At 69.9% G+C, this 12,672-nt stretch carries 11 protein-coding genes; 7 read left to right on the plus strand and 4 right to left on the minus strand.

Annotated elements, in window-relative coordinates:
• Positions 1-260 precede the first annotated feature (260 nt).
• Together D7231_RS11300 and D7231_RS11305 are read left to right on the plus strand one after the other, a co-directional pair.
• Positions 261-2,879, plus strand: coding sequence for a transglycosylase domain-containing protein (locus D7231_RS11300; RefSeq protein WP_120755006.1), 2,619 nt, complete (start codon positions 261-263; stop codon positions 2,877-2,879).
• A 133-nt stretch (positions 2,880-3,012) separates the two neighbouring features.
• On the plus strand, positions 3,013-4,506 hold the full coding sequence (locus D7231_RS11305; RefSeq protein WP_120755008.1) for a glycosyltransferase family 87 protein: 1,494 nt from the start codon (positions 3,013-3,015) through the stop codon (positions 4,504-4,506).
• Between the two features lie 50 nt (positions 4,507-4,556).
• Here D7231_RS11305 and D7231_RS11310 read toward each other — a convergent pair whose 3' ends face one another.
• From D7231_RS11310 to D7231_RS11320, 3 genes are all read right to left on the minus strand, one after another.
• Complete coding sequence (locus D7231_RS11310; protein WP_120755010.1) at positions 4,557-5,588, minus strand: alanine racemase; 1,032 nt, start codon at positions 5,586-5,588, stop codon at positions 4,557-4,559.
• Between the two features lie 81 nt (positions 5,589-5,669).
• Positions 5,670-6,788 (minus strand): lipid II:glycine glycyltransferase FemX, encoded by a 1,119-nt coding sequence (locus D7231_RS11315; RefSeq protein ID WP_120755012.1) that lies wholly within the window; start codon positions 6,786-6,788, stop codon positions 5,670-5,672.
• A gap of 125 nt (positions 6,789-6,913) precedes the next feature.
• Positions 6,914-7,234: a hypothetical protein gene (locus D7231_RS11320; RefSeq protein ID WP_120755014.1), complete on the minus strand. Its 321-nt coding sequence runs from the start codon at positions 7,232-7,234 to the stop codon at positions 6,914-6,916.
• A gap of 281 nt (positions 7,235-7,515) precedes the next feature.
• On the opposite strand from D7231_RS11320, the gene rpsF reads away from it, so the two are divergent.
• From rpsF to rplI, 4 genes are all read left to right on the plus strand, one after another.
• On the plus strand, positions 7,516-7,806 hold the full coding sequence (gene rpsF / locus D7231_RS11325) for a 30S ribosomal protein S6 (RefSeq protein ID WP_030366820.1): 291 nt from the start codon (positions 7,516-7,518) through the stop codon (positions 7,804-7,806).
• A gap of 81 nt (positions 7,807-7,887) precedes the next feature.
• Positions 7,888-8,466 (plus strand): single-stranded DNA-binding protein, encoded by a 579-nt coding sequence (locus tag D7231_RS11330; RefSeq protein WP_120755016.1) that lies wholly within the window; start codon positions 7,888-7,890, stop codon positions 8,464-8,466.
• Positions 8,467-8,510: 44 nt separating this feature from the next.
• The gene (gene rpsR / locus D7231_RS11335; protein WP_004950692.1) at positions 8,511-8,747 is read left to right on the plus strand and encodes a 30S ribosomal protein S18; all 237 of its coding nucleotides are present in this window, start codon (positions 8,511-8,513) and stop codon (positions 8,745-8,747) included.
• Between the two features lie 18 nt (positions 8,748-8,765).
• A complete protein-coding gene (gene rplI, locus D7231_RS11340) occupies positions 8,766-9,212 on the plus strand; it encodes a 50S ribosomal protein L9 (RefSeq protein ID WP_106681030.1) in 447 nt (148 codons plus the stop codon).
• A 104-nt stretch (positions 9,213-9,316) separates the two neighbouring features.
• Here the strand turns inward: rplI and D7231_RS11345 are convergent, their stop codons facing one another.
• Positions 9,317-10,654, minus strand: coding sequence for an MATE family efflux transporter (locus tag D7231_RS11345; RefSeq protein ID WP_120755018.1), 1,338 nt, complete (start codon positions 10,652-10,654; stop codon positions 9,317-9,319).
• Positions 10,655-11,135: 481 nt separating this feature from the next.
• On the opposite strand from D7231_RS11345, the gene dnaB reads away from it, so the two are divergent.
• Positions 11,136-12,638, plus strand: coding sequence for a replicative DNA helicase (dnaB, locus tag D7231_RS11355; protein ID WP_120755020.1), 1,503 nt, complete (start codon positions 11,136-11,138; stop codon positions 12,636-12,638).
• Positions 12,639-12,672: the final 34 nt, after the last annotated feature.

Consider the following 12,672-nt stretch of genomic DNA (forward strand, 5'->3'; position numbering starts at 1 on the left):
GGGCACGGTGAACGAGGTCACATCACCGATTCGTGGGACACAACCTGCCTGAATTGGAGTGAACATCCGCAGTAGACGCGTTTTGGCCGTGCGTAGTCTGTGCGCCATGCAGACCAGCGGGAACCGAGTGACGACGACAGGCGTCCTCGTCCCGTATGCAATGCGCCCGGTTGCCTCAGGCAGCCGTCCGGCGCATCGGGGGGAACGCAAGCCACCTGCCGCTTCCAGGCGTTAGCGCCTGCCCGAGGAGTAGTCGTTCGATGAGCGAGCACCGCCGCAAGCCGCCGCCGCAGCCTCAGGGCGGCGGACGAGCCGCGGCCAGGCGCGCGGCACAGCAGCCGGGTCCCGGCCGCCGTTCCGCGCCGACCAGCAGTTCCGCCGCGCGGTCCGGCCGCGGCGAGTCAGACCGGCACGGCAGCCGGGCCGAGTCCCGCCGCGCGAGCCAGCGCGGCCCGGCGGCCGGCGGCCGCAGACGCGGCGCCGATCCGGGCCCGGGCGGCCGCGGCCGCCCGGCGAAGAAGCGCTTCATCGACTATCCGCGAGCGGGGAAACAGGGCGTCAAGCGCTGGCTGCCCTCCTGGCGGCTGGTCCTGGGCGCCGCCTTCACCTTCCTCGTGCTGATCCTCGGCACCGTCGGCATCGCCCTGGCCGTGGTGCAGGTGCCGTCGGCGCAGAAGACCGCCCAGGTGCAGAAGAACGTCTATTACTGGGCCGACGGCAAGCAGATGGTCGTCGCCGGCGGTGGTGCGCTCAACCGCCAGATCGTGCCGATCTCCAAGATCCCGCTGTCGATGCAGCGGGCCGTGATCTCGGCCGAGAACGCGAGCTTCTACAAGGACTGGGGCGTCGACCCCATGGGCATCCTGCGCGCCGTCGTCAAGATGGCGCAGGGCGGTGAGACCCAGAGCGGTTCGACCATCACGCAGCAGTTCGTGAAGAACACCTACCTGAGCCAGGAGCAGACGCTCAAGCGCAAGGCCACCGAGCTGCTGATCTCCATAAAGGTGGGCGCCACCAAGGACAAGGACGACATCCTCGCCGGCTACCTCAACACCGCCTACTACGGGCGGGGCGCCTACGGGATCCAGGCCGCGGCACGGGCCTACTTCGACAAGGACGCCAAGGACCTCACGCCGAGCGAGGGCGCCTTCCTCGCGGCCACGCTCAACGGCCCGAACCTCTACGACCCGTACGGCGGCCAGGGCCCGGCGGCGACCCCGGAGAAGAACACCAAGCGCGCCACCGACCGCTGGAAGTGGACCCTGGACCGCGAGGTCGAGACGGGCAACATGCAGGCGGCCGAGCGCGACAAGTGGGTCGGCAAGGGCTTCCCCACCCCCCAGAAGCCCAAGCCCGCGACGAACCGCGCCGGCCAGATCGGCTACCTCACCGACCTCGCCGACAACTACGTCGTCGCCCACTCCGGCATCAGCAAGACCCAGCTGGACCGCGGCGGCTACCAGATCTACACGACCTTCGACCGGGAGCGGGTCGAGGCCCTCTCCAAGTCGGTCGAGGAGGTCCGCAAGGCGAACATCAAGCCGGACGTGCGCGAGCGCGACAAGTTCGTGCAGTTCGGCGGGGCGTCGGTCGACCCCAAGACGGGCAAGATCGTCGCCATCTACGGCGGCGAGAACGCCCTGGAGCACTACACCAACAACGCCGACTACACCGGTGTGCAGGTGGGCTCGACGTTCAAGCCCTTCGTGCTCGCGGCGGCCATGGCGCACGGCAAGCGCAACCCGGCCCTCGGCGAGACGCAGAGCGACAGCCAGCGCACCCTGGTCTCCCCCGAGAGCATCTACAACGGCGACAACAAGGTGACGCTCCGGAAGTACAACGGCCAGGTCTGGCACGACAACGACGGCAGCGAGTGGCACCAGAAGAACGACGGTGAAGAGGACAAGGGCCCCGTCACCCTGCGCACCGCCATGCAGTTCTCGGTGAACACCCCCTTCATCCAGCTCGGCATGGACGTGGGCACGGACCTGGTCAAGGAGGCCGCCCTGCGGGCCGGCCTGGACAAGGACCAGCTCGCCGCGGCCACGCCCACCTTCTCGCTCGGCACATCGGCGCCCAGCGCGATCCGGCTGGCGGGGGCCTACGCGACCTTCGCCGCCAGCGGCAAGCAGATCGACCCGTACTCCGTCGAGAAGGTGGAGCGGGACGGCAAGCCCGCCTTCATGCACGAGATCAAGTCCGACCAGGCCTTCTCCCCGAACGTGGCGAACAACGTCACCGACGTGCTCAAGACCGTCGTCGAGGCGGGCACGGGCACGTCCGCGAAGCTGGCGGGCGGCCGCCCGGCCGCGGGCAAGACCGGTACGACGGACGAGAACCGCTCCGCCTGGTTCGCCGGCTACACCCCGCAGCTGTCCACGGCGATCGGCATGTACCGGGTCGACCCCAACGCCAAGAAGCAGGAGTTCCTCTCCATGCGCGGCGTGGGCGGCAAGGAGAGCATCCACGGTGCCTCGTTCCCGGCGGAGATCTGGGCCGACTACATGAACGCCGCGCTCAAGGGCCAGCCGATCGAGCAGTTCGAGCCGGCGCAGCCGCTCGGCGAGAAGATCTACGGGGACGGCGCCAGCCCCTCCCCCAGCGCGGTGCCCTCCGCACCCCCGTCGGCGATGCCGTCCGCCAGCCCGTCCGGCACCCCGTCGAAGTCCGCCTCGCCGAGCCCGTCGGCGAGCCGCTCGTGCTCGATCTTCGACTTCAAGTGCAAGCACGGCGGCGGCAACGGCAATGGCAACGGGGGCCCCGGAGGCGGCCCGGGCGGCGGCAACGGCGGACCGGGCGGCGACCCGGGCACGTCTCCCTCGCCCGATCCCAGCCGGCGCCCCGGCGGCGGTGGTCTCTTCGGCGGCATGAACGGCTGACCAGCGCCGATCCGCCCGGAGCCGACTGCTTCCGGCAAACGTTTCGAGGGCCGTCCCGCGTTCGCGTGAGACGGCCCTCGGCGTTATCCACAGGCTCCGGCGGCTGACAGGCTCGTACGGCAGGATGGCCCCCATGAGGAGCGCGCGGGACGACGACCGACAGGTACGGCCCACCGACGAGGATGAGGTGGCCGCCGCAGGAAGCGAGCTCATCGGGGGGCCGGCGGGCAAGCGGGCCCTGCCCGGTGCGGGATGGTGGACGCCGGTCCGCGTGATCGTGCTGGTGGCGATCGGGATGTTCGCCCTGGGCATGGTCCAGAAGCTGCCCTGCTACGAGTACGGGTGGTTCTTCGGCGCCACCACGCAGTACACCCACGCCTGCTATTCGGACATCCCGCACCTCTACAGCGGCCGCGGCTTCGACGCGGGCCTCGTCCCGTACTTCGACCGCATCCCGCAGACCCTCTCCGGCGGCATGGACTACCTGGAATATCCGGTCCTCACCGGCCTGTTCATGCAGATCGCCGCCTGGCTCACCCCCGGCGGCGGCACCATCCAGCACCGCGAGCAGATCAACTGGCTGGTCAACGCCGGAATGCTGATGGCCTGCACGGCCGTCATCGCCGTCTGCTCGGCCCGTACGCACCGGCGCCGGCCCTGGGACGCCCTGCTGATCGCGCTGGCTCCCGCCTTCGCCCTCACCGCCACCGTCAACTGGGACCTGTTCGCCGTCGCCCTCACCGCCGCCGCGATGCTGATGTGGTCGCGCGGCAGGCCGGCCCTCGCGGGCGTCCTCATCGGCCTGGCCGCCGCCGCGAAGCTCTATCCGCTGCTGCTCCTCGGGCCGCTGTTCGTGCTGTGCCTGCGGGCCGGGCGCATGCGGGCCTTCGCCGTGAGCACCGCCTCCGCCGTCGCCGCCTGGCTGGTGGTGAACCTGCCGGTGATGCTCACGCACGACGCCACGGGATTCCACATCCGGGAGGGCTGGGCGAAGTTCTACACGTTCAGCCAGGAGCGCCCGATCGACTTCGGCTCGATCTGGCTGCTGATCTCCCAGCGCACGGGCAATCCCCTGGAGGGCGCCAACACGTACGTCAGCCTGCTGATGATCCTGGGCTGCCTGGCCCTCGTGGCCCTCGGCCTCTACGCACCGCGGCGCCCGCGCTTCGCCCAGCTGGCCTTCCTGGTGGTGGCGCTCTTCATCCTCACCAACAAGGTCTACTCACCGCAGTACGTCCTGTGGCTCATCCCGCTCGCGGTCCTGGCGCGGCCCAAGTGGCGCGACTTCCTCATCTGGCAGGCCTGCGAGGTGCTCTACTTCCTGGGCATCTGGTCGTACCTCGCCTACACCGGCAGCGGCGACAAGCACCAGGGCCTGCCCACGGAGGGCTATCAGCTGGCCATCGCCCTGCACCTGCTGGGCACGCTCTACCTCTGCGCGGTCGTCGTGCGCGACATCCTCATGCCCGAGCGGGACGTTGTCCGCCGCGACGGCTCCGACGACCCCTCGGGCGGCGTCCTCGACGGCGCCCCGGACGTGATCGCCCTCGGCTCCGCGCACCGGCCGCGGTACGCGGAGCGCTCCGCCGTCACGAGCGTCCGGTGGGGCACCGGGAGCCGCTCGTGACACCGCCCTTGAGTCGCGGAGGGGGCTGCGAAGGGGACTGCCCGGGCCGGTTACTTGTCGACGATCCGGTCGAACGTGGTGGTGGTGTGCCGCAGCTGGGCCTTCAGCTCGTCGCCGACCTGAGGGGTCCTCGCGTCGTCCGGCACGAAGAGGATCGACACCTGCATGTGCGGCGGCTCCGCGAACCAGAGCTGCTTGTTGTCCCAGTAGAACGGCGACTGGTTGCGGTTCATGGTCGCGAGGCCCGCACGGGCGACGCCCTTGGCGCGCGGCATCATGCCGTGCAGCGCCTTCGGCGCCTCCAGGCCCACGCCGTGCGAGGTGCCGCCCGCGACGACGACGAGGTGGCCGTCACCGCCGACCTTCTGCTGGCGGTAGCCGAAGCGGTCGCCCTTGGACACGGGCGTCACGTCCAGGACCGCGCCCGTGTAGTGGGTCGCGCCGTGGTCGCCCAGCCACAGCCGGGTGCCGATGCGCGCCCGGAAGCGGGTGTGCGGGAACTGCTGCTGGAGCCGCGCGAGCTCCTCGGACTTCAGGTGGCTGACGAACATGGTGCGCAGCGGCAGGCCGGCGTTGCGCAGCCGGTTCATCCAGTCGGCCACCTCCTGGACGGCGTCGGAGCCGTCCGTGCGGTCCAGCGGCAGGTGGATCGCGAAGCCCTCCAGGCGCACGTCCTCGATGGCCGCGGACAGCTTGGAGAGGTCCTCCTCGCTGATGCCGTGCCGCTTCATCGAGCTCATGACCTCGATGACGACGCGGGCGCCGACCAGGCCGCGCACGCCCTCCACCGAGGAGACGGACCGGATCGCGCGGTCCGGCAGCGGCACGGGCTCCTCACCCAGCCGGAAGGGGGTGAGCACCAGCAGGTCACCGCTGAAGAAGTCCTTGATCCGGGCCGCTTCGTAGGTGGTGCCGACGGCCAGGATGTCCGAGCCGAAGCGGGCGGCCTCGTCGGCCAGCCGCTCGTGGCCGAAGCCGTAGCCATTGCCCTTGCACACCGGGACGATGCCCGGGAACTGCTGGACGACGGTCTGCTGGTGCGCCCGCCAGCGCGCGGTTTCGACGTGGAGCGTGAGCGCCATGGCCGGTCCGGAACCTTTCCCTGTGCCTGCTGGATGCTGTTGCGTGCCGGATGCCCGGGGCCGTGCGGCCCCGGAGGGACATCAGCGACGCGACATGTACATGTCGAGGGCCTTGTGGAGCAGCTTGTTGAGCGGGAAGTCCCACTCGCCCAGGTACTCCGCGGCCTGGCCGCCCGTGCCGACCTTGAACTGGATGAGGCCGAAGAGGTGGTCGCTCTCGTCCAGGGAGTCGCCGATGCCGCGCAGGTCGTAGACGCTGGCGCCCAGGGCGTAGGCGTCGCGCAGCATCCGCCACTGCATGGCGTTGGAGGGCCGGACCTCGCGCTTGTGGTTGGCCGAGGCGCCGTAGGAGTACCAGACGTGGCCGCCCACGATCAGCATCGTGGCCGCGGCGACGGCCTCGCCCTCGTGCACCGCGAAGTACAGCCGCATGCGGTTGGGGTCCTCGGTGTTGAGGGCCGTCCACATGCGCTGGAAGTAGCTCAGCGGGCGCGGGCGGAACTTGTCCCGCTCGGCGGTGATCTCGTACAGGTGCTGCCAGGTGGGCAGGTCCTCGTAGCCGCCCTGGACGACCTCGACGCCGGCCTTCTCGGCCTTCTTGATGTTGCGGCGCCACAGCTGGTTGAAGTTCTTGTGGACGTCCTCCAGCGAGCGGTTCGCCAGGGGCACCTGGAAGACGTACCGCGGCTGGACGTCGCCGAAGCCGGCGCCGCCGTCCTCGCCCTGCTGCCAGCCCATCCGGCGCAGCTGGTCGGCGACCTCGAAGGCGCGCGGCTCGATGAAGGTGGCCTCGACGTCGCGCAGCCGCTTGACGTCCGGGTCGGAGATGCCGCCCTTGATCGCGTTCGCGTCCCAGCGGCGGATGACGACCGGCGGGCCCATCTTCACCGAGAAGGCGCCCTGCTGCTTGAGGTGCGCGAGCATCGGGTCGAGCCAGTCCTTGAGGTTCGGCGCGAACCAGTTGATGACCGGGCCCTCGGGCAGGTAGGCGAGGTAGCGCTTGATCTTGGGCAGCTGGCGGTAGAGCACCAGGCCCGCGCCCACGATCTGCCCGGTCTTGTCGAACCAGCCCAGGCTCTCCGAGCGCCACTCCGCCTTGACATCGGCCCACGCCGGCACCTGCATGTGACTGGCCGCGGGCAGGCTCTGGATATAAGCCAGATGCTGCTCTCGGCTGATTGTCCTCAGGGTCAGGCTCATGCGGGGCGCTCCTCGGCAGGTGTGTCCCCAGGGTCGGGGCTCCGGCTCTCGCGGCGAAGCCTACTGCGACAGGGACGCACACCGTTGGGGCGCCCGTTCGGGTGTACGGCCGGGCAGGCCCCGCGCTAGCCGATGACACCCCCGAAGAGGCCCCCGTGGGCCATGCCGAGGAAGAAGCCGAAGGCGGCCGCGCCCAGCCCGATGATCAGCAGGAAGCGCTCGCCCGTCGTGACCGAGATGTACTGGCCGTAGGCACCCGAGAAGATGCCGGCCAGTCCGCTCCACGAGCTCAGCAGATGCAGGTTGTTGAAGGCCGAGGAAACGAAGGCCAGCAGTCCGAGCACCACCGTCACGGCGACGAAGGTGTTCTCGAGGGGATGGGGCTTTCCGTCGCTGTTGAGTACCGCACCGATGAGCGTGCGGGGACGGCGTACTGCCTGTGTCATGGGGGCTACCTCCTCCTGAAGGCGACCGGCGCATTGTTGCGCCGGTCACACCCGGTCCGTCCAGATTGCGGGCCCGGACGGCTGGATTTCAACCGGAAGCCGGAGTGCGGGTACTCTGTACGGTCTGCACCGGTGTCTGCCCTGAACCAGCTTCGGTCCTCGGGGGCAACCCAGGGACTTTCCGCTGATTGTCAGTGTCGGCCGATACCGTTGTTAACGCATCACGACCCTCCTGCCACGGAACGACCGTGGCCGCTGAGTCCAAAGGAGGTGGGTTCCACATGCGTCACTACGAGGTGATGGTCATCCTCGACCCCGATCTCGAGGAGCGCGCTGTCTCCCCGCTGATCGAGAACTTCCTCTCCGTCGTCCGTGAGGGCAACGGAAAGGTTGAGAAGGTCGACACCTGGGGCCGTCGTCGTCTCGCGTACGAGATCAAGAAGAAGCCCGAGGGCATCTACTCGGTCATCGACCTGCAGGCCACGCCTGCGGTCGTCAAGGAGCTCGACCGCCAGATGAACCTGAACGAGTCGGTCCTCCGGACCAAGGTCCTCCGTCCCGAGACCCACTGAACCCCAGCGGTTCAGAGGTAATCGGGCTGTAGCTCAACGAGCAGCAAGCAGCCAGCAGCACACCCGCCGAGAGGTTCACCCATGGCAGGCGAGACCGTCATCACGGTCGTCGGCAATCTCGTCGACGACCCCGAGCTGCGCTTCACCCCGTCCGGTGCGGCGGTCGCGAAGTTCCGCGTCGCGTCCACTCCCCGCACCTTCGACCGCCAGACCAACGAGTGGAAGGACGGCGAGAGCCTCTTCCTCACGTGCTCGGTCTGGCGGCAGGCGGCGGAGAACGTCGCCGAGTCGCTTCAGCGCGGCATGCGCGTCATCGTGCAGGGCCGTCTGAAGCAGCGGTCCTACGAGGACCGCGAGGGCGTCAAGCGCACGGTCTACGAGCTCGACGTCGAAGAGGTCGGCGCCAGCCTGAAGAACGCCACGGCGAAGGTCACCAAGACCGCGGGTCGCGGTGGCCAGGGTGGCTACGGCGGTGGCCAGCAGCAGGGCGGCTGGGGCGGTGGCTCCGGCGGTCAGCAGCAGCAGGGCGGCGGCGGTGCTCCCGCCGACGACCCCTGGGCCACCAGCGCGCCGTCCGGCGGCCAGCAGGGCGGCGGCGGAGGCGGCTGGGGCGGCGGCCCCGGCAACTCCGGCGGCTACTCGGACGAGCCGCCCTTCTAAGGGCGAGCAGCACACAAACTTCTTGATCACACAGGAGAGAAACGATGGCGAAGCCCCCGCCGCGCAAGCCTAAGAAGAAGGTCTGCGCTTTCTGCAAGGACAAGACCGCTTACGTGGACTACAAGGACACGAACATGCTGCGGAAGTTCATTTCCGACCGCGGCAAGATCCGTGCCCGTCGCGTGACCGGCAACTGCACCCAGCACCAGCGTGACGTCGCCACGGCCGTGAAGAACAGCCGTGAGATGGCGCTGCTGCCCTACACCTCGTCCGCGCGATAAGGGAAGGGTGACCAACTAATGAAGATCATCCTCACCCACGAGGTCTCCGGCCTCGGCACTGCCGGTGACGTCGTTGACGTCAAGGACGGCTACGCCCGCAACTACCTGGTCCCGCGCGGTTTCGCGATCCGCTGGACCAAGGGTGGCGAGCAGGACGTCGCTCAGATCCGCCGCGCTCGCAAGATCCGCGAGATCGCCACGATCGAGCAGGCCAACGAGGTCAAGGGTCAGCTGGAGGGCCTCAAGGTCCGCCTGGCCACCCGCTCCGGCGAGGCCGGCCGCCTGTTCGGCTCCGTCACCCAGGCCGACGTCGCTGCGGCGATCAAGGCTGCCGGTGGCCCGGACGTCGACAAGCGCCGCGTCGAGGTGGGCTCGCCCATCAAGACCCTGGGCGCCCACCAGGTCTCCGTGCGTCTGCACGCCGACGTCGTTGCCAAGCTCGGCATCGAGGTCGTCGCTGCCTGATCACCTGACGGTGATCGGTAGAGCCTGAAGGAGGGCCGTACCCCTGCGGGGGTGCGGCCCTTCTGCTTGTTTCCGCTGTGACCGGCGTTCGCCGATACGTTTCTTCAGCGCGTCGCCCCGGTGACTATCCAGCGCCCCGACCGCGCCCGGAGCCACACGGTCACCATCCGGACGGTCATCATCAGCGTCATCGCCCACCACAGGGCCGTCACGCCGCCGCCGAGCGCGGGGACCAGCAGGGCGGCGGGGGCGAAGGCGGCGAGCACCAGGACCATCGCCCAGGCCAGGTAGGTGCCGTCACCGGCGCCCATCAGGACCCCGTCCAGGACGAAGACCACCCCGGCGACCGGCTGGGACAGGGCGACCACCAGCAGGGCCGGCAGCAGGGCGTCCCGGACGGTGCCGTCGGCGGTGAAGAGCGGGATGAACAGCGGCCGCGCGGCCACCACCAGCGCCCCCAGCACCACGCCGGAGGCGATGCCCCACTGCACCATGCGCCGGCAGGCCGCCCGGGCCCCGTCCGCGTCGCCGGCGCCCAGGTAGCGCCCGATGATCGCCTGGCCGGCGATGGCTATGGCGTCGAGGGCGAAGGCCAGCAGGCTCCACAGGCTGAGCACGATCTGGTGCGCGGCGATCTGGGTGTCGCCGAGCCGGGCCGCGACGGCCGTGGCGATCACGAGGACCGCGCGCAGCGAGAGCGTGCGGACGAGCAGCGGGACGCCGGCCCGGGCGCAGGCCCGGATGCCGGCGGCGTCGGGCCGCAGGGAGGCGTCGTGGCGGCGGGCGCCCCGGAGGACCACGGCGAGGTAGACGGCGGTCATGGCCCACTGGGCGATGACCGTGCCCCAGGCGGAGCCGGCGATGCCGAGGCCCGTGCCGTAGACGAGGGCGGCGTTGAGGGCGCCGTTGAGGGCGAAGCCGCCCACGGCCACGTAGAGCGGCGTACGGGTGTCCTGAAGGCCGCGCAGGACGCCGGTGGCGGCGAGGAGGATGAGCATGGCCGGCATGCCGAGCGCGCTGATCCGCAGGTACGTCGTGGCGTGCGGGGCGGCGGTCGGGGAGGCGCCGAGGAGCTCGACGACCGCGGGGGCGGCGGGCAGGACGGCTGCCACGAGGGCCGCGCCGAGGAGCGCGGCGAGCCATATGCCGTCCATGCCCTGGCGTATCGCGCCCTTGAGGTCGCCCGCGCCCACGCGCCGGGAGACGGCCGCGGTGGTGGCGTAGGCGAGGAAGACGAAGACGCCGGCGGCGGTGGTGAGCAGGGCGGCGGCGATGCCGAGCCCGGCGAGCTCGGGCGTGCCGAGGTGGCCGACGATGGCGCTGTCGGCCATGACGAAGAGGGGCTCCGCGACGAGGGCGCCGAAGGCGGGCACGGCCAGTGAGAGGATCTCGCGGTCGTGCCGGCGGGCGGTGCGCGGTGCGCGCGCGGGAGCCAGGGTCATGCCTCCAACCTAATCTTCCACAGGTAATCGGTGCAACTGCATTGGACCCCTTACATTGCGTTGCTCGGTCCGATCTTCTCTGCGCCGTTTGTCGTGATCTCCGGCTGAGGGTGAAAGTTTTTCTCCTCAACAGCCGGTGGATGGTGAAACCGCAGGTCAGAGGCGTAAGGCGGGAAGGGGTGTGGGTTTGTCCACAGCGGTTTCCCCCGCCCCGTACACAGGATCCACGGAGTTCTCCACAGGATGGGGCCCGTCATCCACACGGCCTGTGGATAACCAGATTGGCTGACGGTGCCCGCGGGCCTACCGTGGACCGGCGGCCGCCGCCTGTTCCGGAGCCCGAAGGGCCCGGCGGACCTGAACGGGGCCGCCCTGAACTCGACGCGCCGGAACCGGAGTCGGGCGGCCTGTTTGTCAGAGCCGTGCCGTAAGAAAGAACAGCACGGCAAGGTCCGCTTCGCGGACGGGAGGAGGTGGCGGGATGAGCATCCCCGAGCCCATGGACGACCCCTGGGCGGATGCGGGTCCCAGCGACCGACTCCCCGTCTCCCGCCCCCGCCGGGGCGACGGCCCGGGGCGCGGTGAGCGCCACGACCGCGGCCCGGAGGACGGCTCCTGGTCCCGGGGCGACGGCGGCCAGGGCCGGCCGGAGTCCGCGGGCTTCGAGCGCGTCCCGCCGCAGGACCTGGACGCCGAGCAGTCCGTCCTCGGCGGCATGCTGCTGTCCAAGGACGCCATCGCCGACGTCGTCGAGGTCCTCAAGGGCCACGACTTCTACCGCCCGGCGCACGAGACGATCTACCAGGCCATCCTCGACCTCTACGCCAAGGGCGAGCCGGCCGACCCGATCACCGTCGCCGCCGAGCTCACCAAGCGCGGCGAGATCACCCGCGTCGGCGGTGCGCCGTACCTGCACTCCCTGGTGCAGACGGTCCCCACCGCGGCCAACGCCGAGTACTACGCCGAGATCGTCCACGAGCGCGCCGTCCTGCGCCGCCTGGTCGAGGCCGGCACCCGCATCACCCAGATGGGATACGCGGCCGACGGCGACGTGGACGACATCGTCAACAAGGCCCAGGCCGAGGTCTACGCCGTCACCGAGCAGCGCACCAGCGAGGACTACCTCCCCCTGGGCGACATCATGGAGGGCGCGCTCGACGAGATCGAGGCGATCGGCTCGCGCAGCGGCGAGATGACCGGCGTCCCGACCGGCTTCACCGACCTCGACGCCCTGACGAACGGCCTGCACCCCGGCCAGATGATCGTCATCGCGGCCCGTCCCGCCATGGGTAAGTCCACCCTGGCCCTGGACTTCGCGCGGGCCTGCTCGATCAAGCACAACATGGCCAGCGTGATCTTCTCGCTCGAAATGGGGCGCAACGAGATCGCGATGCGCCTGCTGTCGGCCGAGGCCCGCGTGGCCCTGCACCACATGCGCTCGGGCTCCATGACGGACGAGGACTGGACGCGCCTCGCGCGCCGCATGCCGGATGTCTCCCAGGCCCCGCTGTTCATCGACGACTCGCCGAACCTGTCGATGATGGAGATCCGCGCCAAGTGCCGCCGCCTGAAGCAGCGCAGCGACATTAAGCTCGTCATCATCGACTACCTCCAGCTGATGCAGGCCGGCGGCTCCAAGCGCGCCGAGAGCCGCCAGCAGGAGGTCTCGGACATGTCCCGAAACCTCAAGCTGCTGGCCAAGGAGCTGGAGCTGCCGGTCATCGCGCTGTCGCAGCTGAACCGTGGCCCGGAGCAGCGCACGGACAAGAAGCCGATGGTCTCCGACCTGCGTGAATCCGGCTCCATCGAGCAGGACGCGGACATGGTCATCCTGCTCCACCGCGAGGACGCCTACGAGAAGGAGTCGCCCCGCGCGGGCGAGGCGGACATCATCGTCGGCAAGCACCGTAACGGCCCGACGGCCACGATCACGGTCGCCTTCCAGGGCCACTACTCACGCTTCGTGGACATGGCCCAGACCTGACCGGTCGGAGCGGAAAGTCCGATCGGCCGACCTG

The organism is Streptomyces klenkii (assembly GCF_003626645.1).
Lineage (GTDB): Bacteria > Actinomycetota > Actinomycetes > Streptomycetales > Streptomycetaceae > Streptomyces > Streptomyces klenkii.

Excerpts from the sequence above, each read along its gene's own strand:
- D7231_RS11300 (WP_120755006.1), top strand. The coding sequence starts at position 261 with ATGAGCGAGCACCGCCGCAAGCCGCCGCCGCAGCCTCAGGGCGGCGGA.
- D7231_RS11305 (WP_120755008.1), top strand. The coding sequence starts at position 3,013 with ATGAGGAGCGCGCGGGACGACGACCGACAGGTACGGCCCACCGACGAG.
- D7231_RS11310 (WP_120755010.1), bottom strand. The coding sequence starts at position 5,588 with ATGGCGCTCACGCTCCACGTCGAAACCGCGCGCTGGCGGGCGCACCAG.
- D7231_RS11315 (WP_120755012.1), bottom strand. The coding sequence starts at position 6,788 with ATGAGCCTGACCCTGAGGACAATCAGCCGAGAGCAGCATCTGGCTTAT.
- D7231_RS11320 (WP_120755014.1), bottom strand. The coding sequence starts at position 7,234 with ATGACACAGGCAGTACGCCGTCCCCGCACGCTCATCGGTGCGGTACTC.
- rpsF (WP_030366820.1), top strand. The coding sequence starts at position 7,516 with ATGCGTCACTACGAGGTGATGGTCATCCTCGACCCCGATCTCGAGGAG.
- D7231_RS11330 (WP_120755016.1), top strand. The coding sequence starts at position 7,888 with ATGGCAGGCGAGACCGTCATCACGGTCGTCGGCAATCTCGTCGACGAC.
- rpsR (WP_004950692.1), top strand. The coding sequence starts at position 8,511 with ATGGCGAAGCCCCCGCCGCGCAAGCCTAAGAAGAAGGTCTGCGCTTTC.
- rplI (WP_106681030.1), top strand. The coding sequence starts at position 8,766 with ATGAAGATCATCCTCACCCACGAGGTCTCCGGCCTCGGCACTGCCGGT.
- D7231_RS11345 (WP_120755018.1), bottom strand. The coding sequence starts at position 10,654 with ATGACCCTGGCTCCCGCGCGCGCACCGCGCACCGCCCGCCGGCACGAC.
- dnaB (WP_120755020.1), top strand. The coding sequence starts at position 11,136 with ATGAGCATCCCCGAGCCCATGGACGACCCCTGGGCGGATGCGGGTCCC.